15 protein-coding genes and 1 pseudogene are annotated in these 21,199 nt (G+C 67.2%); 7 read left to right on the top strand and 9 right to left on the bottom strand.

The window, feature by feature from the left end; translation table 11 throughout:
• The first annotated feature begins 2 nt into the window (after positions 1–2).
• Together tcuA and tcuB are read left to right on the top strand one after the other, a co-directional pair.
• Positions 3–1,391, top strand: coding sequence for an FAD-dependent tricarballylate dehydrogenase TcuA (tcuA, locus tag CE453_RS18430; protein WP_089175899.1), 1,389 nt, complete (start codon positions 3–5; stop codon positions 1,389–1,391).
• Positions 1,388–2,572 carry a tricarballylate utilization 4Fe-4S protein TcuB gene (gene tcuB, locus CE453_RS18425; RefSeq protein ID WP_089175898.1) on the top strand — a complete coding sequence of 395 codons (1,185 nt, stop codon included), beginning with the start codon at positions 1,388–1,390 and terminating at the stop codon, positions 2,570–2,572. The genes tcuA and tcuB overlap by 4 nt, the downstream gene beginning before the upstream one ends.
• Before the next feature lie 13 nt (positions 2,573–2,585).
• Here the strand turns inward: tcuB and CE453_RS18420 are convergent, their stop codons facing one another.
• From CE453_RS18420 to CE453_RS18400, 5 genes are all read right to left on the bottom strand, one after another.
• Positions 2,586–4,136, bottom strand: coding sequence for a SpoVR family protein (locus CE453_RS18420; RefSeq protein WP_089175897.1), 1,551 nt, complete (start codon positions 4,134–4,136; stop codon positions 2,586–2,588).
• 13 nt (positions 4,137–4,149) lie between these two features.
• Complete coding sequence (locus CE453_RS18415) at positions 4,150–5,460, bottom strand: YeaH/YhbH family protein (protein ID WP_089175896.1); 1,311 nt, start codon at positions 5,458–5,460, stop codon at positions 4,150–4,152.
• A gap of 18 nt (positions 5,461–5,478) precedes the next feature.
• Positions 5,479–7,428, bottom strand: coding sequence for a PrkA family serine protein kinase (locus tag CE453_RS18410; protein ID WP_089177999.1), 1,950 nt, complete (start codon positions 7,426–7,428; stop codon positions 5,479–5,481).
• A 384-nt stretch (positions 7,429–7,812) separates the two neighbouring features.
• Positions 7,813–8,439, bottom strand: coding sequence for a Vgb family protein (locus CE453_RS18405; protein ID WP_089175895.1), 627 nt, complete (start codon positions 8,437–8,439; stop codon positions 7,813–7,815).
• A gap of 36 nt (positions 8,440–8,475) precedes the next feature.
• On the bottom strand, positions 8,476–9,696 hold the full coding sequence (locus CE453_RS18400) for a helix-turn-helix domain-containing protein (protein ID WP_089175894.1): 1,221 nt from the start codon (positions 9,694–9,696) through the stop codon (positions 8,476–8,478).
• 127 nt (positions 9,697–9,823) lie between these two features.
• Here CE453_RS18400 and CE453_RS18395 point away from each other — a divergent pair, with 127 nt between their 5' ends.
• Together CE453_RS18395 and CE453_RS18390 are read left to right on the top strand one after the other, a co-directional pair.
• Complete coding sequence (locus CE453_RS18395; protein WP_089175893.1) at positions 9,824–10,630, top strand: DUF899 domain-containing protein; 807 nt, start codon at positions 9,824–9,826, stop codon at positions 10,628–10,630.
• Positions 10,618–11,454: a DUF2182 domain-containing protein gene (locus CE453_RS18390; RefSeq protein ID WP_089175892.1), complete on the top strand. Its 837-nt coding sequence runs from the start codon at positions 10,618–10,620 to the stop codon at positions 11,452–11,454. The genes CE453_RS18395 and CE453_RS18390 overlap by 13 nt, the downstream gene beginning before the upstream one ends.
• Positions 11,455–11,461: 7 nt before the next feature.
• Here the strand turns inward: CE453_RS18390 and CE453_RS18385 are convergent, their stop codons facing one another.
• From CE453_RS18385 to CE453_RS18370, 4 genes and pseudogenes are all read right to left on the bottom strand, one after another.
• Complete coding sequence (locus CE453_RS18385; protein ID WP_089175891.1) at positions 11,462–11,998, bottom strand: chromate transporter; 537 nt, start codon at positions 11,996–11,998, stop codon at positions 11,462–11,464.
• A gap of 9 nt (positions 11,999–12,007) precedes the next feature.
• Positions 12,008–12,556, bottom strand: coding sequence for a chromate transporter (locus tag CE453_RS18380; RefSeq protein WP_089175890.1), 549 nt, complete (start codon positions 12,554–12,556; stop codon positions 12,008–12,010).
• 348 nt (positions 12,557–12,904) lie between these two features.
• Positions 12,905–13,699, bottom strand: a pseudogene (locus CE453_RS18375) (endonuclease/exonuclease/phosphatase family protein); the annotation flags it as partial.
• An 84-nt stretch (positions 13,700–13,783) separates the two neighbouring features.
• On the bottom strand, positions 13,784–15,244 hold the full coding sequence (locus CE453_RS18370) for a phospholipase D-like domain-containing protein (RefSeq protein ID WP_089175888.1): 1,461 nt from the start codon (positions 15,242–15,244) through the stop codon (positions 13,784–13,786).
• A gap of 169 nt (positions 15,245–15,413) precedes the next feature.
• Between CE453_RS18370 and CE453_RS18365 the strand changes: the two genes are divergently transcribed.
• Genes CE453_RS18365 through CE453_RS18355 form a run of 3 tightly spaced genes read left to right on the top strand, consistent with a single transcriptional unit; the run spans position 15,414 to position 21,164 of the window.
• Positions 15,414–16,301: an ImuA family protein gene (locus CE453_RS18365; RefSeq protein WP_198302144.1), complete on the top strand. Its 888-nt coding sequence runs from the start codon at positions 15,414–15,416 to the stop codon at positions 16,299–16,301.
• The gene (locus tag CE453_RS18360; RefSeq protein WP_248307788.1) at positions 16,207–17,751 is read left to right on the top strand and encodes a Y-family DNA polymerase; all 1,545 of its coding nucleotides are present in this window, start codon (positions 16,207–16,209) and stop codon (positions 17,749–17,751) included. Before CE453_RS18365 ends, CE453_RS18360 begins: the two co-directional genes overlap by 95 nt.
• The gene (locus tag CE453_RS18355) at positions 17,748–21,164 is read left to right on the top strand and encodes an error-prone DNA polymerase (protein ID WP_089175887.1); all 3,417 of its coding nucleotides are present in this window, start codon (positions 17,748–17,750) and stop codon (positions 21,162–21,164) included. Before CE453_RS18360 ends, CE453_RS18355 begins: the two co-directional genes overlap by 4 nt.
• Positions 21,165–21,199 lie beyond the last annotated feature (35 nt).

Genomic DNA, 21,199 nt, shown 5'->3' with positions numbered 1-21,199 from the left:
GGATGGCGCGACCGGCTGAAGATGCGCACGACGTCATCGTGGTCGGAGGCGGGAACGCAGCGCTTTGCGCGGCGATCTCGGCGCGACGGGAGGGAGCGCGCGTGCTGGTGCTGGAAGCGGCCGACGCCTTCTGGCGTGGCGGCAATACGCGCCACACCCGGAACATGCGCTGCGCCCACGACACGGCGACGGCCAGCCTCTCGGGACCCTACGGCGAGGAGGAGTTCCTCGACGACCTGCTGCGTGTCACCAAGGGCAAGACCGATGAGGCGCTGGCGCGCTTCATGATCCGCGAATCGAAATCGATGCTCGGCTGGATCGAGGAGCAGGGCGTGCGCTGGCAGCCTTCGCTCGGCGGCACGCTGTCGCTTGGCCGCACCAACTCCTTCTTCCTCGGCGGCGGCCGGGCGATGCTGAACGCGCTCTACCGCACTGCCGAGGACCTCGGCGTCGCGATCCGCTACGAGGCCGAAGTCACCGATATCGCGATCGAGAACGGACGGTTCCACTCGGTTGCGGTCGGGGAGGAGAAGCTTCAGGCCAAGGCGCTGGTCGCGGCCGCAGGCGGCTTCGAATCCAACATCGACTGGCTGAAGCACTATTGGGGCGAGGCGGCCGAGAATTTCCTGATCCGCGGCACTCGCAACAACAAGGGCACGATCCTGCGCCTGTTGCTCGACAAGGGCGTGCAGGAAATCGGCGACCCGACGCAGTGCCACGCCGTCGCCATCGACGCCCGCGCGCCGAAATACGATGGCGGCATCATCACCCGGCTGGACTGCGTGGTTTTCGGCATCGTCGTGAACCGTCATGCTGAGCGCTTCTATGACGAGGGCGAGGATATCTGGCCGAAGCGCTACGCGATCTGGGGGCGCCTGGTTGCAGCCCAGCCGGAGCAGCTCGCTTACATCATCTTCGATGCGTCCTCGCTGAAGCTCTTCATGCCCTCGCTCTACCCGCCGATCAGCGCGCCGAGCGTCCATGAGCTCGCCAGGAAGCTGGAACTCGACCCCGAGGCTCTCGAGCGGACGGTTTCGCGCTTCAACGCGGCGGTTCGTCCCGGCACCTTCGACGATACGATTCTCGACGATTGCCGGACAGAGGGGCTGGTGCCGCCGAAATCGCATTGGGCGCGGCGGATCGAACAGGCGCCGTTCTATGCCTATCCGGTCCGGCCGGGCATCACCTTCACCTATCTCGGAGTCCGGGTGAACGAGGAGGCCCGCATGATGCTGGCCGATGGCGGCGGGGCTGCGAACATGTTCGCAGCCGGCGAGATCATGGCGGGCAACGTGCTCGGCGAAGGCTATGCCGCCGGCATCGGCATGACCATCGGCGCGGTCTTCGGGCGCATCGCCGGGCGGGAAGCGGCCAGGAGCGCGCTGTCATGACGGATTTCGCCTTCCTGCGCGCGCTGCCGGGCACGGGCCCGGCCGGAACGGCCGGCTCCACGGCCGATCACGCGACGGCGGCGCTGGCCGAGGCCGATCGGCTGATGACCGTCTGCAATTCCTGCCGCTATTGCGAGGGTCTCTGCGCCGTTTTTCCCGCCATGGAGATGCGGCGCTCCTTCTCCGACGGCGACCTGAACTACCTCGCCAATCTCTGCCACAACTGCGGCGCCTGCTATTACGACTGCCAGTTCTCGCCGCCGCACGAATATGCCGTGCATGTCCCCGCCACGCTGGCGCAGGTGAGGACGCAATCCTACGCGCGCTACGTCTGGCCTTCGGCCTTTGCCGGAGTCTTCGAGCGGAACGGCCTGTTCGTGGCAGTCGCGCTGGCGCTCGCCGTGGCGGGCTTCGTCGCCGGCTTCGTCATCTGGAGCGATCCGGCGGCGCTCTTCGCCACCCATGTCGGCCCCGGCGCCTTTTACCGGCTGATGCCGCATAACGTCATGGCGGCGCTGTTCGGCCTGGCCTTTCTCTATGTAGTGGTCGCGATGGGGATGGGCCTCCGGGCCTTCTGGCGCGACATCGGCGAGCCCGATGGCATGTTGGGCGATGCCGGCTCGCTATGGCAGGCGCTGAAGGATGCCGGCAGCCTGCGCCATCTGGACGGTGGCGGCGCCGGCTGCATGAACGAGAGCGAGCGACCGAGCGACCGGCGGCGCCTCTGGCATCACCTGACGTTCTACGGTTTCCTGCTCTGCTTCGCTTCGACATCGACGGCGACGCTCTACCATTACCTTCTCGGCCTGGAGGCGCCTTACCCCTGGTACGACCTGCCGGTGTTGCTCGGCACCATCGGTGGCATCGGCCTGATCGTCGGGCCGGTCGGGCTTCTGGCTGAGAAATGGCGGCGCGATCCGCAGTTGCGCGAGGGCCTGCCCACCAGCATGGATGTCGCCTTCCTGTTGATGCTGCTGCTGACCAGCCTGACCGGCCTCGCGCTTCTCGTTCTGCGCGCCACGCCCGCCATGGGCCTGCTGCTTGCGCTGCATCTCGGCGTCGTCTTCGCGCTCTTCCTCACCTTGCCTTACGGCAAGTTCGTCCACGGCCTCTATCGCTTTCTCGCGCTGGTTCGGGCGGCGAGAGAACGTCAAAGCGAACGGGCCTCGCGAAGCGTCTGAAGGTGGTTTCCGGTCATTCGGCCAGCTGACGGCTCGACCGTTCGTAGATCGTGGCGCCGGTTTCCCCATCGATGCCTTCCAGGCTGACCTCATAGCCCCAAAGCGTGTGGATATGGCGCAGCGTCGCATCGCAGCTGCCGTTTTCCAGCAGGATGCCGTCATTGACCTTGTGCTGCAGGCGCAGATGTCTCTGGCCGAGGAGGTCCACGTCCACGACCTGGATGTCGACATGGCTCGCGCCGATGTCGTAGCGCTGGGCGAGGGCCGATCGGATGTGTTCGTAGCCGCGCTCGTTGTGGATCGAGGCGACGTTGTAGAACCGTTCGTCCGCCGCGTCGGAGAGCACGAACATCCGCCACTTCCGGATCAGGGCCGGGCTGAGATACTGCCGGATGAAGGACTCGTCGCGGTGGTTGGCCCAGGCCTCGAGAAGGATCGCGCGCCAGTCACCCGTCCCCGCGATCTCGGGGAACCAGTCGCGGTCCTCCGCGGTCGGCTCCGTCGCGATCCTCTGGATGTCCTGCATCATGTCGAGGCCGAGCGCATAGGGGTTGATGCCTGAAAAGCGGGGGTCGTCGAAGGCCGGCTGGAAGACGACGTTCGAATGGTTGCGCAGGATCTCGAGCATCGCGCCTTCGCCGATCCGCCCTTGGTCGAACAGGGCGTTCATCACCGTGTAATGGACGAAGGTGGCGCAACCCTCGTTCATCACCTGCGTCTGCCGCTGCGGATAGAAGTACTGCGCGATCACCCGCACGATCCGCAGGATCTCGCGCTGCCAAGGCTCGAGAATCAGGCTCGTCTTCTCGAGGAAGTAGAGCAGGTTCTCCTCGGGGAGGTTGAGGGTCTTCTTCCGCTCGGCGATGGCTGCCTCGATCTCGTCGGGCTTGCCGCCGTCGGCCGGTCGCGGGAGGGTGCGCCACAGATCGTTGTAGGATCGCTCCTCATATTCCAGCCGCTCGCGCAGTTCTTCATGCTGCTTGCCCAGGGACAGCTTGGGCGGACGGCGATAGCGGAACACGCCCTGTTCCATCAGGGCGTGGGCGGCGTCGAGCACGCTCTCGACGGCGGCGACGCCGTGCTTTTCCTCGCAGCGGGTGATGAAGCCCTTGGCGAAATCCAGGTAGCCGAGGATCGTGTCGGCATCCGTCCATTGCCGGAACAGGTAGTTGTTCTTGAAGAAGTGGTTGTGGCCGAGCGCCGCATGCGCGGTCACCAGGGCTTGCAGCGCCATGGTGTTCTCTTCCATCAGATAGACGATGCAGGGGTCGGAATTGATCACGAGCTCATAGGCGAGCCCGCGCCCACCCTTCCGATAGAGCAGTTCCTGATAGAGGAAGTGCTTGCCGAAGGACCAGTGGCGGTACATCAGCGGCATGCCGATGGACGAGTAGGCGTCGAGCATCTGCTCCGAGGAGATCACCTCCATCTGCACCGGGTAGGTGTCGAGTCCGAGCTCCTCCTTCCCGACCGCCTCGATCACGTCGTAGGCATGCGACAAGGTCCGGAAGTTCCAGTCTGAGCCGGAGAATAGCAGGCGGCTGGCGGGCGCGTGCTTGGGCATCGGCGCTCTCCTTTCAGGCGCGCTGCTGCGCCGGCGGCTTGGAGAAGAGCTGGCGGAAGACCGGATAGATATCGGCCGCCTTGGCGATGCGGCTCATGTCGAAGTTCGGCCACCTCTCCCGCACCGTGCGATAGGCGCGCCACAGCGAGGTGCCGTTGTCGGTGGCACCGAAGATCTCGCTCTCGCGCTCGTCGATGATCTCGACATAGGCGAAATACTGGCACAGGCGCATGATCTCGCTGTCCATCAGGCTGAGGCAGCGCTCGGAATCCGTGGCGAGATTGTCGCCGTCCGAGGCCTGGGCGGCATAGATGTTCCATTCCCGGCTGGGATAGCGCTTCGCGATGATGCTCTGCATCTCCTCCAGCGCCGTCGAGACGACGGTGCCCCCGCTCTGGGTGCTGTAGAAGAAGGTGTCCTCGTCGACCTCCTGCGCGGTGTGCGTGTGACGGATGAAGACGATCTCGGTGCGGTCGTAGCGCCGCTTCAGGAACAGGTGCAGCAGCACAAAGAAGCGCTTGGCCAGATCCTTCTCGCGCTCGCCCATCGAGCCGGAAACGTCCATCAGGCAGAACATCACCGCCTTCGCATTGGGCTGGGGCTGGGCGTCGAAGCGGTTGAAGCGGATATCGACCGGATCGACGAAGGCGATGACCTTTCGCCGGCGCTCGAGCCGGTCGAGTTCCGCGCGCAGGGCGGCGATGCGCCGGCCGCGCTCGGCGGCTTCCGTCCCATCCGCCTCGAGGCTGGCCAGCTCCCGCAGGATCGCCTCGATCTCTTCGCGCTTGGGCCTTCTCAGCGCGATGCGGCGGCCATGGCTGTTGCGCATGGTCCGCGCGATGCTGATGTTTGTCGGCGACCCGCTGACCGAAAACCCGGCCCGCCGCGGCTTGTAGGCGAGGATTTCTTTGAGGTTGAGCTTGACCAGATCGGGCAGCTCCAGATCTTCGAAGAAGAGGTCGAGCACCTCCTCGCGCGACAGCACGAAGCGGAAATCGTCCTCGGAATCCTGCGAGCCCGGTGCCGATCCCGATCCGCTGCCCTGGCTCGGCTTCGGCACCTGGTCTCCCGGCGTGAAGTGCTGGTTGCCGGGCAGGACGTGCTGGCGCCGGCCGCTGTCCTTGGCGTCGCGGAAACTCGGCTCGCCGGTTCCCTTGGCCGGCAGCGAAACCGCCTGTTCGCCGTCGGCCTCGGCGATCTTGCCGGAGCGGATCTGCTCCTGGACGCTGCGCTTCAGCTCCGCGCGCACGCGGCGCAGGAAGCGCTGGCGGTTGCCCAGGCTCTTGTCCTTGGGGTTCAGGCGACGATCGATGAAGATCGGCATGGCTCGCTCCGCCCGCGTTCAGCCCGCCTTGTTCACACGCATGTACCAGTCCACCAGGCGCCGGACCTGGCGCTCGGTGTAGCCGCGCTCGACCATGCGCTGGACGAAGCCCTGGTGCCGCTTCTCGGTGACGCTGTCCTGCTTCGAGCCGAAGCTGATGACGGGCAACAGGTCCTCCACCTGCCCGAACATCCGCTTCTCGATGACCTCGCGCAGCTTCTCGTAGCTGGTCCAGGACGGGTTGCGGCCGTTGTTCCGGGCTCGTGCCCGCAAGGTGAACTTCACTACCTCGTTGCGGAAATCCTTGGGATTGGCGATGCCCGCCGGTTTTTCGATCTGCGACAATTCGTTGTCGAGGATCTGCCGGTTGAGGATCTGGCCGGTATCGGGATCCTTGTAGTCCTGGTCCTCGACCCAGGCATCGGCATAGGCGATGTAGCGGTCGAACAGGTTCTGGCCGTATTCGCCGTAGGATTCCAGATAGGCCTTCTGGATCTCGTGCCCGATGAACTCGGCATAGCGCGTCGCGATCTCGGACTTGATGAAGTCGAGATAGGCGGCTTCCGTCTCCTTGGGGAACTGTTCGCGCTTGATTGCCCCTTCCAGGATGTACATCAGGTGCACCGGGTCGGCGGCCAGCTCTTGCGTATCGTAGTTGAAGGTCTGCGAGAGGATCTTGAAGGCGAAGCGCGTGCTGACGCCGGTCATGCCCTCGTCGACGCCGGCAGCGTCGCGATACTCCTGAATGGCCTTGGCCCGCGGCTCCAGCTCCTTCAGGTTCTCCCCGTCATAGACGCGCATCTTGGTGTAGAGCGGCGAATTCTCGAACTCGGCCAGGCGGGTCGAGACCGAGAAGCGGCTCAGGATGTCGAGCACCTCCGGTGCGCAGGGGCTGTCGGCCAGTTCGCTCTCGCGCAGCAGCTTCTCGTAGATCTGCCGCTCCTCGGTGACGCGCAGGCAATAGGGCACCTTCACCACCAGGATGCGGTCGAGGAACGCCTCGTTGTTCTTGTTGTTCTTGAATTGCAGCCACTCGGATTCGTTGGAGTGGGCGAGCACGATGCCCTGATAGGGGAACGCCCCGAAATTCTCGGTGCCGTTGTAGCTGCCCTCCTGCGTCGCGGTCAGCAGGGGGTGCAGCACCTTGATCGGCGCCTTGAACATCTCGACGAATTCGAGCAGGCCCTGCGTCGTCCGGTTGAGGCCGCCGCTGTAGGAATAGGCGTCCGGGTCGGACTGGCTGAAATTCTCGAGCTGGCGGATATCGACCTTGCCGACGAGCGTCGAGACGTCCTGGTTGTTCTCGTCGCCCGGCTCGGTCTTGGCGATGCCGATCTGGCGCAGGCGCGAGGGCTTCAGCTTGACGACGCTGAACTTCGAGATGTCGCCGGACAACTCGTCGAGCCGCTTCGCCGCCCAGGGCGAGATCAGCCCTGTCAGGCGCCGGCGCGTGATCCCGTACTTGTCTTCGAAGAGATCGCCCATGCGATCCGGGCGGAACAGGCCGAGCGGCGACTCGAACACCGGGCTGATCTGCCCGCCGACCTTGAGCGTATAGAACGGGCGCTCTTCCATCAGCCGCTTGAGCTGCTCGGCCAGCGACGATTTGCCGCCGCCGACGGGCCCCAGCAGGTAGAGGATCTGCTTGCGCTCCTCCAGCCCCTGCGAGGCGTAGCGGAAGTAGCCCGCGATCCGCTCGATCGTATCCTCCATGCCGAAGAAATCGGCGAAGGAGGGATAGATCTTGATCGTTCTGTTGGCGAAGATTCGGCCGAGCCGTTCGTCCCGGCTGGTATCGAGTAGTTTCGGCGTGCCGATCGCATCGACCATCCGCTCTGCAGCGGAGGCGTACATCGACTTGTCTTCGCGGCAGGCCAGCAGGTATTCCTGCAGGCTCATCTCCTCTTGTGAATAGCTTCGGTAGTCCTCGGAGAATAAGCGGAATACCTCGCCGTCTCTCTCAGTCATGGCAGCCATCCAGCGATAGTCCGTCCTGTCGGCGACGGCCCCGAACAATCAACCGATGATCGTCTCGCGAGTTCCTGCCCGACGGGTCTTTGCTACCTGCCGGAAGTCCCGGGCTTCGCCCTTGTCAGGCGTTATGGACTAGCCCCGCTGTCGAGACGCTGATCGCTCGGTCGCCGCCCAATTCCAGATATAGGTTCCTCTGCGCTTCGTTTCATGCCCCGGCCCTGCAAAGCCGGGGAGCGCCGTTCACGATCTCGGCATCATGCTCGGCAAACGCCACCCTTCGAGATCGTGGCCGGGTTGCTCGTTCGGCCACGCCCGTCCTGGCTTCAGGCTCGGCTCGGCGAGATGGCGCCGTAGGGGAGCCCTGAGTCGTGCTGAATCCTACTTGCGACTCACCGTCCTGACCAGCCCGCTCTTGCCGCCGCCGCAATAGAACTCCCCGTTCCCATTTGCTTCCAGGCCCGAGATGAAGGTTCCCTCCGGCATGTGCAGCCTGTCCAGCACCTCGCCGGTTTCGGGGTCGACCCGTTGCAGTTCGCTTTCGTCGTTCTCCCAGGTGGCATGCCAGAGCTGCCCATCGGTCCAGGTCACGCCGGTGACGAAGCGGTCGGATTGCAGGGTGCGCAGCACCTTGCCGGTCTCCGGATCGATCTGATGGATCTGGCGTTCGCGATAATGGCCGACCCAGAGCGTGCCTTCCGCCCAGGCGAGACCGGAATCGCCGCCGCCGGCTGGCGCCGGAATGGTCGAGAGCACGCGCCCGCTCTCCGGGTCGATCTTCTGGATGCGATCTTCGGCGATCTGGAACAGGTGCCGGCCGTCGAAGGCGGTGCCGGCATGCGCGGGAACGTCGAGGCTGCGCACCGTTTCGCCGCTGGCGGGATCGAGTGCGTTGAGCCGGTCGCCGGAAGCGAACCAGACGTTGCGGCCGTCATAGCTGACGCCGTGGATCGCGTCGACACCGGGGAAGGGGCCGTATTCGCGGAGGATCGTGGCTGTCCTGGTCATCGAAATCTCCTGTGTTCGGTTGGACCGGGGCAGGGTCTAACCATCTGGGAGCGGGGCCGGGAGTAACAAGCTTGTCGGGAAACCGGGCACTGGCGGCGTCAGCCAGCGCCGTGCCCGCGCCTTGCCGAAGGACTGGACCTTGCCGGCTCCGGCCAGCGTCTCGAGCGCGCGCTGCATGTTGCGCTGGCTGGTGCCCAGCGCCAGCGCCAGCGACGAGCTCGACCAGGCTTCGCCATCGGCGAGCAGGGCGAGCACGTCGGCATGTGGCTCTTCCAGCGGTTGCGCCAGCACCGCGACCGTGCCCGCCCGGTGCGGCTTCAGCACGAAGCCGCGCTTCGTCGCGTCGATTTGGGCAAGCCCATGCAGCTCGGCGCGCAGCCGCCCGATCTCGACCCGCAACCGGGCGCGATGCGATTCATCGGCCTCTTTTGCCCGGAAGGCGCGTGCCAACAGCGTCTCGCGCGACACGTCCGCCGGCCACGCCTCGGCAAGTGTCCGTGCGAGCGCGAACAGCACCGGCCGCGTCGCGAGCGGGACGGTCGTGCCGGCCTCGCGCACGACATTGCGACAGGCATCGACGACGAAGCTGCCGGAGCCGAGGAGTGCCGCGACCTCGTCGAGCCGAAGCGGCCGCTCCGTCCCTCCGGCGATCAGCCGCGCCGCCGGCGCCGCCAGAATCTGCGTTGCGGCCTCGATCTCGGCCGCCAGAGCCGGGATGCCGGCGCGCCCTGCCGCTTCCGTTGCGCGCGCGAAGGCCGTTCGCGCCGGCTCCGCCTGCAGGCGTCTCAGAGCGATGCCGCCGGTGGCAAGCGCGCGTGCCGCCTCCAGCGCCGGCGGCAGCGGGCCGGCATCGGAGCCGGCGAGCAGGCGTTCGGCCTCGCCCAGCCTGCCGATCAGCAGCAGGCGGCGCACGGCAAGGGTACGGGCATGAGCGGCGTTGAGGCGGTCGCCATGGGCCTCAAGCGTCGCGCGTGCCGCGTCGAGCGCCTTCGCCGGCCAGCCGAGCTCGCGCGAGACCAGAGCGATCTCCGCCTCGGCCACGACGCAGCGCGCCCGCGCCACCGGCTCGCGCGGGCCGAAACCCTGGCCGGCGCGCCGGAGCAGAGCCTTGGCCCGCGCGAGATCGCCGAGTTGGGCCATTGCGATGCCGCGCAGCGCCAGTGCCGGCGCGTCCTCGCGCAGCGCGACGCGGTTGAGCGCGCCGAAGGGATCGCCCGCCGCCAGCGCCCGGCCGGCAGCTGTGATCAGCGAATCCATCTCGGCGCTCCGAATCCCGCCAAACTTGTCACTCCCGCCTCCGGCCGCACCGGGCCTACCCCTGATCGCGACGCCGCATCGCGAAACGGCGAGCGGCGAATGTCAACCGACGACAGGAGAAAGCATCATGACGGCTCATCTCACCGGAACCCGCGCGGATTGGCTCAAGGCCCGCCTCGATCTGCTCGCGGCCGAAAAGGCGCTGACGCGGCAGAGCGATGCCGTGGCGCAGCAGCGGCAGGCCCTGCCATGGGTCAAGGTCGACAAGGACTATCGCTTCGTTACCGAGGCTGGCCAGGCCGGTCTGGCGGATCTCTTCGCCGGGCGTTCGCAGCTTCTGGTCTATCATTTCATGTTCGGGCCGGACTTCAGCGCTGGCTGCCCGTCCTGCTCGCTGATCGCCGACGGCTTCAACGGCATCCATGTCCACCTCGCCAATCATGACGTGACGCTGACGGCGGTGTCGCTGGCGCCGCTCGACAAGCTCTTCGCCTTCAAGCGGCGGATGGGCTGGACCTTCCCCTGGGCCTCCTCGGCCACGAGCGACTTCAACTTCGACTTCAGCGCCTCCTTCACCGAGGAGCAGCAGCGTCAGGGCGACGTCACCTATAATTTCCGGAAGGAGCCGGAACGGGACTGGCGCGCCGGCGAGCCCGGTGCGGAAGGGGCGGAAGCGCTTTTCGCGCGCATGTCCGGCACCGATGCGGGCACCTATCAACGCGAGCGGCCGGGAATGAGCGCTTTCATCCAGGAGGATGGCGCGATCTATCACACCTATTCCAGCTATGCCCGCGGCATGGACGCGATCTGGAGCATGTATCCCTGGCTCGATCGCGCGCCGAAGGGCCGCAACGAGTCCGGCGGACCGTGGTGGCGGCATCGCGATGCCTATGAGGCGCCTGTTGTGAGGACGGCCTCGTCATGCTGTGCCTGAGCGCCGAGGCGCGGGCTGGTCGCGGAGCGTCGGACCATCGGTCCGGCGCCTCCGTCGCAACGGCGAGGTACGGATTTTTCGGCGCCTGTGCCCTCCTGTTCGTCGCAAGTGCCGCCGCGACGGTCCTGGCCTGCCTCGCCATGGCAGGGATGGGGGAGGTGCCGCTGGCCGGCGGCTGGTCGATGTCGACAAGCTGGACGCCGCTCTGCGGTGGCGCCTGGGGGATGGCTGCCGCGGTCTTCCTCGGCATGTGGATTGTCATGACGCTGGCGATGATGCTGCCGTCGCTCGCACCGGCACTCTGGCGGTTCCGGGAGAAGGCGGCGCGGTCGGGGGAGGGCTGGCCCGACCTGTCCGCAGCTTGCGCCGGCCTCGGTTATCTTGCCGCCTGGACCGTGCTCGGCTGCGCGGTGTTCGCGGGTGGTGCTCTCCTGCTGGAGACAGCGATGCGCTGGCCGTCATGGGCGCGTGCCATGCCGCTGGCGGCCGGATTCGTCGTTATCGCCGCTGGCGTCTTCGAGGCGACAGCCTGGAAGCGCAGGCGGCTCGACCATTGCCGAGAGGTGGCCTGGCGTGGCGCGGGAGCGATTGCAGCCATGGGACAGGGGCTGCGTTTCGGCCTCTCCTGCTGCGCCTCCTGCGCGGGATTGACGGCGGTCCTGCTCGTCGGAGGCGTCATGGATCTGCGCATCATGGCCGCTGTCGCGGCGGCGATCTCGGCCCAGCGGCTGGTGCCGGGCGGAGCTTGCATCGCTCGGATCGTCGGGTTTGCCCTGTGCGGAGTGGGAGGGGGCCAGGCCGTGCAGGCGCTCTGGCTGGCTTGACGCTGTTTCAGACCAGCGCCGCCATGTGCAGCAGCACGAAAAATCCCGCGCCGCCGCCGATCAGCAGAAGCGGATTGACCGGCGTCGCCATCAGCAGCGCCGTCGAGGCCAGCGCCAGCCCGCGGCCGACCCAGCCGCTGTCGAGCGAATTGATCAGCACATAGCTCGCGGCGAGGATCATCCCGGCTGCGACCGGGCGCAGGCCTTTTTCCAGCGCCTTCAGCAGCCGTGCACCCTCGAAGCGTGACCAGATATGGGCGACGCCGTAGATCAGCAGGGCGGTCGGCCCGAAGATGCCGATCGTCGCCGCCAGCGCCCCCCAGGCGCCGCCGATCCGCCAGCCGATCAGCGTCGCCAGCAGCGAGCCGGGGCCGGGCGCCAGACGCGAGATCGCGAAGGCGTCGACGAATTGCGAGGCGGTCATCCATTGATGCACATCGACGATCTGGCGGTGCATGTCGGCGACGGCGCTCTGCCCGCCGCCGATCGTCACCAGCGAGAGCGGCAGGAAGACCATGAGGATGCTGAGGGCGATCGCGGGCATCGACGTCCGTCAGCCGTGGTAGTAGGTGACGGCGACGCTGAGCGAACCGGCGACGAGCACCGTCCAGATCAGCGGCCATTGCAGGATGCCGACGGCGACGAAGGTCGCGGCCATGATCGCCAGTGGGAAGACCCGGCGCGGCACCCGCCGGGCGGCGGTAAGCCCCATCGAGAGCGACAGGCCGATCGCGGCGCAGGCGGCGCCGGCGAGCGCGACATGGGTGAGCTCGAAGCCGGCCAGCGCGCTGAAAGCGGTGCTGATCAGGACGATCAGCAGGGCGGCGGGCACGACGATGCCGAGCCAGGAGGCGATGGCGCCGTTGCGGCCGCCGAGCCTGTAGCCGATCCAGATCGCCATGTTGGTGACGTTCACCCCTGGCAGCGCCTGCGCGATCGAGAGCCCGTTGAGGAAGTCCTCCTCGCTCATCAGCCGGCGGCGCTGCACGAATTCCCGGAGCATCCAGCCGCTCAGGCCGCCACCGAAGCTGGTCAGCCCGATGCCGGCGAAGATCAGGAAGAGCTGCGGCGCGCTCGGGCGCTCTAACGGCGAAACCGGCATCTGAAGTCCGCGTGGCAAGCGATTCTGATTGCGGCACAATGCCGGCTCTGCGGGGGATGGCCAGTTCCGTCGCGCATGCGGGTCATGATCCTGCGGCAGGTCTTGTCCCACATCCGTGTCTCATGGGCGCGGCGGAGTCCCGCGCCGCTTCAGCGTGCGGGTGACGACGCGCTTCAGGCGGGCGCCCGCCTCCCGCACCAGTTCGCGGTTGCGCTGCTCGCGCTCGGTGCCGGGGAGCGCCTCCGGCAGGGGCAAGGGCCGTTCCGACAAGGCGGCGCGCGCCGGTGCGCCCGAGGAAGCGAGGGCGGTATCTTCGTCCTGGGGCTGGACGAGGCCCTGCAGGCTCGGGTCGACATAGGCTTTGATCGGCAGATGGTCCGAAGCAGTCCGCGCCAGCGGCGTGTCGTGGACCTCGACGTCTGAGAGGATTTCGGGCCGGTTGGCGATGATGCGGTCGAGCGCAAGCAGAGGCAGGCCGGAAGGAAAGCTCGGCACCGGCATCGGCAAGGTGCGGAAGGCGGGCCCCAGCTCTTTGAGCGAGGAGCGTTCGCCCAGCCGCCATTCATTGAGGTCGCCGAGGAGCAGGGTGGGGCGCTCGTCGCGGCTCTGCATGATCTCGATCAGCCGGCGCGCCTGCTGCGAGCGCGAGCGCCTGAGCAGGCCGAGATGGGCGGCGACGATCCTGAGCGCCGCGCCGCTTTCCAGGTCGAGCTCGACGACGAGCGCGCCGCGCGGTTCGAGTCCCGGCAACGTCACCTGGTGGACGTCGTGCACCATGCCGCGTCGGAACAGCACGACATTGCCGTGCCAGCCATGGGCGCGCGTCGCATTGCCGAGCGGAACCGGGACGAGGCCGGTCTCCTGTTCGAGCCAGGCCAGGTCGAGCAGGCCGTGACGCTCCCCGAAACGCTTGTCGGCCTCTTGCAGGGCAATGACGTCCGCCCCGATCTCGGCGATGACGCGGGCGATCCGCTCCGGGTCGAAGCGGCCGTCGACGCCGACGCATTTATGGACGTTGTAGGATGCGACCAGCGTGCCGGAGGACCGTCCGGAGCCGTGCGCAGAGGCGGCCGTCGGCCGGCTTCTGCGCTGGCGGAGCGAGGAGATGATGCTCGCCGGCAGGCTCGGGCTCTTCTTGTGCATCGCTGCGCCAGCCTGTGTCGGCATGGAATCGAATCGGCGGACCGGCACTATAGCGCCGAAGAGGCAGGGTCCACCCGCGCCATGTCAGAGATAGGGCGAGCCGAGCCAGATCAGCCGGTCCATCAGACGCAGGAGATAAGGCCGCGCGCGCAGGCCGGCAAGCGTCACCTCGGTCGCAGCCGCGATCACCGCCTCGATCCGGGCGTCGATGCCGCCGGCGAAATCGCGGTCCAGCACCTCGACGTCGATCTCGAAATTCAGCCGGAGCGAACGCGGATCGAGGTTGGAGGAGCCGACATAGGCCCAGGAGCCGTCGACGACGAAGAGCTTGGAATGGTCGAAGGCGCCGGAGGCACGCCAGATCCGGCAATAATTCTTCAACATCTGGTCGAATTGCGCCGTCATCGCCCGGTCGACCAGCACGAGATTGTTGACCGAGGGCACGACGATATCGATGGCGACGCCGCGCCGCGCCGCCGTCACCAGCGCGCTGATGAGCTCCTGGTCCGGCAGGAAATAGGGCGACATGATCCTGACCGAGCGGCGCGCGACCGAGAGCGCGCCGGTCAGGATCTTGTGGTTGTTCTCCAGGCAGGCATCCGGCCCTGAAGGCACCGCGCGCATCAGCACGGCCGGCCCGTCGGCGATCGGCGTGCGGATCGCCCAGGTCTCGCCCTCGTCCTCGAGCACCTCCTTGGCGGTGAAGCGCCAGTCTTCCGCCGCCACGGCGAAGAGATCGGCCACCACTGGCCCGGTGATCTGGAAATGCGTGTCTTGCGCCGAAGCTTCGCCGGCGAATTCCGTGGTGAAGCCTTGCCGGATGTTCATCCCGCCCATGAAGGCGACGGTTCCGTCGACGACGATGATCTTCCGGTGGGTGCGCAGATTGGCGTAGGGCAGCCGGAGGCCCATGATGATATTGCCGTTGAAGACGCGGACATCGAGGCCGCCCTCACGCAGATAGCCCGCCATGCTCGGCACCGAATAGCGGGCGCCGACGGCGTCGATCAGCACGCGCACGGCGACGCCGCGCTTCTGCGCCGCGATCAGTGCGTCGGCGATGCGCAGGCCGAGCGGGTCGCGGTCGAAGATATAGGTTTCGAGGATCACGCTGTGCCGGGCGGTGGCGATGGCCGCGATCATCGCGGCATAGGCCTCGTCGCCCGTATGCAGCGTCTCGATACGGTTGCCTGTGGTCAGCGGGTGACGCACGACGCGATCCCCGAGCGTCTTCAGCGTGGCGAAGCGCTGTCCGAACAGCCGTCCGACCTCCTCGTCGCCGATCCGCACGGGCCTGCCGGAATCGGCGCCCGCACGATGACCCGGGCGCTGCGACAGGAGCGCGCTCCGGCGGATGCGGTTGACGCCTGCGATCGCGTAGAGCAGGGCGCCGACGATCGGGGACAGGATGATGACACCGGCCCAGCCAATGGCGGCGCGCACCTCGTCCTTGGTCATCACCGCATGGGCGGCGGCGACCACCGCCATCACTATGGAGATGACGGCGAGGATATGCGGCCAATAGGCTGAGAGAATCCCCCACATGCGCCAAAGCTAAAGCATTGCTGCGAAAAGTGGCACAGCGGCTTTCGCAGGATAGGCCCGGTGTTGCGGCCGAGCGTAGGCGTTCCGTGCCATCCGCTGTCAGCGGCTGCTCTCCACGGCTCAGACTCGACTCGCCTTCCGCCGCATGGCGTTCTATAAAGAACAAAGAGTGAACAATTTCTTTGCCGCCATGCAGTCAACCGCCTCGCCAACCTTGTCCGATCTGCGCCGCAGCCTCGCCGAGGCGGCCCTGCGGACGGGGCCGGCTGCGACGGGGAAGGTGGGGCTCGGCGCGGCGGAGATCGATGCGACCCTGTCGGGCGGACTCGAGCGGGCGGCGCTGCACGAGGTCTATGCGGCTGGCGCGGCCGATCTCGCCGCAGCGACGGGGTTCGCGCTCGGTCTGGCGCTGCGGGCGGCGCAGGGAGAGGCGGCAAGGGGCGAAAGATCGATCCTCTGGGTGCGGCAGGATTTCGTCGATGCCGAGACCGGTCGGCTGCATGCGCCGGGGCTGAATGAACTCGGGCTCGACCCGGCCCGGCTCCTGCTGGTCCGGGCGCGCGATGCCGAGGGCGTGCTGCGGGCCGGCGCCGAGGGCGCGCGCTGCCCGGCACTCGGCGCCGTGCTGATCGAGCCCTGGGGCGAGCCCCGCGCCTTCGATCTCACCGCGAGCCGCCGGCTCGCGCTCGCGGCCGAAGGCTCCGGCGTGACGGCCTTGCTGCTGCGCGTCGCGGCCGCGGAAGCACCGAGCGCGGCGCGCACGCGCTGGCAGGTCCGGCCGCTCGTTTCGCGGGCGCTGGAGGCGAATGCGCCGGGCAACCCGGCTTTCGGCCTGAGATTGCTGCGCCATCGCGGCGGCGTGGCGGAATGTGAGTGGCGTGTGGAGTGGAACCGTGACCGATGCACTTTCGAGAACCGAACCGCTTTTGACCGATCCGACAGGCTTTTCCCCCGCAGAACCGATGCATCGCCGCTATCTCGCCCTCTGGTTCCCCTATCTGGCGACGGACAGGCTGCGGCGGCTGGGCCGGATTCCGGCCTTCGGCGCGCCGGCTGAGAAGGCGCATGTCCTCGTCGAGATGCAGGGCAACGCCCTGCGCCTCGCCGATTGCGATCTGCGTGCCGTCCATCTCGGCCTGACACGGGACATGACGCTGGCCGATGCCCGCGCCCGCATCCCCGATCTCGTCGCACTGGAAGCTGAGCCGCAGGCGGACCGGAACTTCCTCGACGATGTCGCCGCCTTCTGCGACCGCTTCACCCCGCTGGTCGCGCGCGACGAGCCGCACGGCCTCATGCTCGACATCACCGGCTGTGCCCATCTCTTCGGCGGCGAAAAGGGGCTCGGCATCCTTGCCGGGCGCTCCATGCAGCGCATCGGCCTCAAGCTCAAAGCCGCCATCGCGGGCACGCCGGATGCTGCCCGGGCCTGCGCACGCCATGGTCGTGGCGGCATCGTGCCGCCGGGGCAGGAGGAGGCGTTGTTGCGCGCCTTGCCGGTCGCTGCGCTGGACACCGACGCCGAAACGGTGATCGCGCTTTCCCGTGCCGGTCTGAAGACGCTGGCCGATGTCGCGGCGCGCCCCACTGAGACCCTCTCCGCCCGCTTCGGGGAAGCGCTGGCGGTCAAGCTCCGGTGCATCCTCGGCCATGAGGATCGCCGCATCACGCCCTTGCGCCCGCCGCCGGATTGCGTAGTCGAGCGCCATTTCGCCGAGCCCTTCGCCGATACAGCGAGCCTCGAGACGGTGGTCGTCAGGCTGATCGGGGAGGCGGCGCGGGTGCTGGAAGCGCGCGGCGAAGGCGGCCGCGTCTTCGAACTCGGTTTCTTCCGCAGCGATGGCACGGTGCGCCGCCTCGCCCTCGAAACCGGCCGCCCCTCGCGCGACGCAAAGGCGCTGCTTCGGCTCTATCGCGAGCGCATCGAGACATTGGCCGATCCGCTCGATCCCGGCTTCGGCTTCGATGCGATCAAGCTCGCCGTGCCGGTCTGCGAGGCTTTCAGCACGTCCCAACACGGCCTCGACGGCCGCGCCGTGGAGGAGGAGGCGGTGGCCGATCTGGTCGATCGGCTCGTCACCCGCTTCGGCCGCGACCGGGTGCTACGCTTCGCGGCACAGGATACGCATCACCCTGTTCGTGCCGCAAAGGTGCTCTCGGCAGCCGCGCCGCTGCCGGAAGCCGCCTGGCCCGAACCCGAGCCGGAGGAGCCGCCGGCACGTCCGTTCCAGCTCTTCGAGCCGCCGCAACCGGTCGAGGCTATCGCGGAAGTGCCGGACGGCCCGCCGATCCGCTTCCGCTGGCGCCGCCTCACCCATGACGTCGCCCGCGCCGAAGGACCGGAGCGCATCGCCCCCGAATGGTGGCGCGACGGCAGCGACGAGCCGATGCGCGACTATTACCGCGTCGAGGATGCTGAAGGCCGACGCTTCTGGCTCTACCGCATCGGCTTCTACGAGGCCGACAGCGCCCCGCCGCGCTGGTTCCTACACGGGCTCTTCGCATGAATCAGCTTGTCAGCTCCTTTGTCGAACCTGTTGCCGCAACGAACTTTTCCTTCCTGCGCGGCGCTTCGCCAGGGCCGCATATGGTGCTGACGGCGCTGCTGCTCGGATATGCTGGCATCGGCATCGCCGACCGCAACACGGTGGCGGGCGTCGTGCGGGCCTGGGCGGCGCTGAGGCAGTTGCGGGAGGACGGCCTGCCGGCGCCCGACAAGGTCAAGGAAGGTGGCAGCCCCGGCGAGCATATCTGGGTCGAGAATCCCGAATTCGCCGATCTGCCCTTCACCCGCGAGCAGATGCAGGCGATGGCCGAGCGCTTCAAGCTCGCGACCGGCACCCGCCTCGTCTTCGCCGACGGCACGCCCGACATCGTCGTCTACCCGGCCAATCGTGCCGGCTGGGGCCGGCTCTGCCGGCTGCTCAGCCACGGCAATCGCAAGGAGGGTGTGAAGAAGGGCGAGTGCCATCTCGTCCTCGACGATCTCCTGAACGATGCCCGCGACCTGCTGCTGGTCCTGATGCCCGGTCGCAGGCTCGACGGGCTCCCTGAAATCCTCGCCCGGCTCGACGATGCTGCGCCCGGCGCGGTCTGGCTCGCCGCCAGCATGCACCGGCGCGGCGACGACCGCCGCCGCCTCGCGCGCCTCAAGGCCGTCGCCGCCGCGACCCGCACGCCGCTGATCGCGACCAATGACGCGCTCTACGATTCCATCGCACAGCGCGACCTACAGGATGTGCTGACCTGCATCCGCGAAGGCACCACCATCGAGCGGGCAGGGCGTTTGCTGGAGGCCAATGCCGAGCGCCACCTCAAGCTGCCACGGGAGATGGCCCGCCTCTTCCGCGATGCGCCCGAGGCCATCGCCGAGACGCAGCATCTCTTCTCCCGTATCGAGTTCGATCTCGGCCAGCTTCGATACGAGTACCCCGACGAGCCCGTCCCACCCGGCTGGAACGATCAGGATTGGCTGGTGGAACTGGTCCGGCGCCGCTGCCTGATCCGTTATCCCGATGGTGTGCCGGAGAAGGTCGAGAAGCTGCTGGCGAAGGAGCTCGCCCTGATCGCGAAGCTCGAATACGCCCGCTATTTCCTGACGATCCGCCAGATCGTCGAATTCGCCGACAGCCAGGGCATCCTCTGCCAGGGGCGTGGTTCAGCCGCCAATTCCGCCGTCTGTTACGTGCTCGGCATCACCGCGGTCGATCCGGCCGACAATGACGTGCTGTTCGAGCGCTTCATTTCCACCGAGCGCCGCGAGCCGCCCGATATCGACGTCGATTTCGAGCATGAGCGGCGCGAGGAGGTGATCCAGTGGATCTACGGGAAATACGGCCGCGAGCGCGCCGGCATTGCCGCGACCGTGATCCATTACCGGCCGCGCAGCGCCATCCGCGAGGTCGGCAAGGTGCTGGGCCTGACCGAGGACGTCACCGCCCGCCTCGCCGATACGCAATGGGGGAGCTGGGGCAGCGAGATCGGCGACAATCGCGTCCGGCAGGCCGGGCTCGACCCGAAGAACCCGACGATCCGCCGCGCCGTCGACTTCGCCATCCGCCTCCTGGGCTATCCGCGCCATCTCTCGCAGCATGTCGGCGGCTTCGTCCTGTCGCGCGGCCGTCTCGACGAGACCGTGCCGATCGGCAACGCCGCGATGGCAGACCGCACCTTCATCGAATGGGACCGCGACGACATCGACGAGCTCCAACTGATGAAGGTCGATGTGCTGGCGCTCGGCATGCTGACCTGCATCCGCAAGGCGTTCGATCTGATCAGGCAGAACGGGGGAGAGGATTACGCGCTGGCCGACGTCAAAGGTGGCGATGAAGCGACCTACGACATGCTCTGTGAGGGCAAGTCGCTTGGCGTCTTCCAGGTCGAGAGTCGCGCGCAGATGAACATGCTGCCGCGGCTCAGGCCGCGGGAGTTCTACGATCTCGTCATCCAGGTCGCGATCGTCCGGCCCGGCCCGATTCAGGGCAATATGGTCCATCCCTATCTGAAGCGGCGAGCTGGGCTGGAGGAGGTGACCTATCCGGCCCCTTCGCCGGAACATGGTGAAAGGGACGAGCTGCTCGAAGTCCTGAACAAGACCAAGGGCGTGCCGCTCTTTCAGGAGCAGGCCATGAAGCTCGCCATGGTCGCGGCCAAATTCTCCGACATCGAAGCCAATGGCCTGCGCAAGGCGATGGCGACCTTCCGCAATGCCGGGACGATCCATCATTTCCAGGACATGATGGTCGAGCGCATGGTCGCGCGCGGCTATGAGCGCGAGTTCGCCCAGCGCTGCTTCGATCAGATCAGGGGCTTCGGCAGCTACGGTTTTCCGGAAAGTCACGCGGCTTCCTTCGCCAAGCTGGTCTACATCTCCTCCTATCTGAAGAAGCACTACCCGGCGGCTTTCGCCGCCGCGCTGCTGAATTCCCAGCCGATGGGCTTCTATGCGCCTGCCCAGATCGTCCGGGAGGCGGAGGAGAATGGCGGCGTCGAGCCGCGCCCGGCCGATGTCAATTCCAGCTTTTTGGACAACAGCTTGGAAGCTGTTTCGGAATCAAGCTCTTATCATGATCGGCCGCAGCAGCCGAGCAAACGGGACCCCTTCGCACTGCGCCTCGGCTTCCGCCAGATCGACAGCTTCAAGGAGGATTGGGGCAACGCCATCGCGGAAGCGCGGGAAGCCGGCGGCCCCTATCGCGAGGTCGAGGAGCTGATGCGCCGCGCGAGCCTTCCCGCCCGCGCCATGCGCCTGCTCGCCGATGCCGATGCCTTCAGGTCTCTCGGCTTGGATCGGCGCGAGGCGCTCTGGGCCGTGCGTCGCTTGCCGGACGACCCGGCGCTGCCGTTGTTTCAGGTCGCGCAGGCGCGCGAACTGGGTTCGGAGCGGAGCATGGCGTTGCCGGTCATGCCGCTGGCCGAGCATATCGTCGCCGATTACCAGACCGTGCGGCTTTCGCTGAAGGGTCACCCGATGCAGCTTTTGCGCCCGCGCTTCCAGCGTGAGGGCGTGCTGAGTTGCGCCGAGACCGAGGCTAGGCCCGATGCCGCCTTCGCCCGCACGGCTGGCGTCGTGCTGGTGCGCCAGCGGCCGGGCAATGGCAACGCCATCTTCGTCACGCTGGAGGACGAAACCGGCATCACCAGTGTCGTGATCTGGGCGCGTCTGTTCGAGCGCTTCCGCCGTGAGGTCATGGGCGCGCGGCTGATGCTGGTCGAGGGCCGCGTGCAGAAGAGTGTCGAGGGCGTGGTGCATCTGATGGCCCAGCGCATCGTCGACCGTTCGATCGACCTGCTGTCGCTCTCGGATACGCACCGCGCCGAGGTTCCCATGCCCGTCGACGAACTGAAGAACCCGCCTTTGCCGCGCCATCGTCACCCGCGCAACGTCCGCATCCTGCCGAAATCGCGGGATTTCCATTGAGGCTCGCGCTGCAAGGGCGTCTTGAAGCGTCCGCC

Origin of the sequence: Bosea sp. AS-1 (assembly GCF_002220095.1) — a bacterium.
Classification (GTDB): Bacteria; Pseudomonadota; Alphaproteobacteria; order Rhizobiales; family Beijerinckiaceae; genus Allobosea.
The sequence above is the reverse complement of the archived record's forward strand: the minus strand, read 5'-3'. Positions and strand labels throughout refer to the sequence as shown.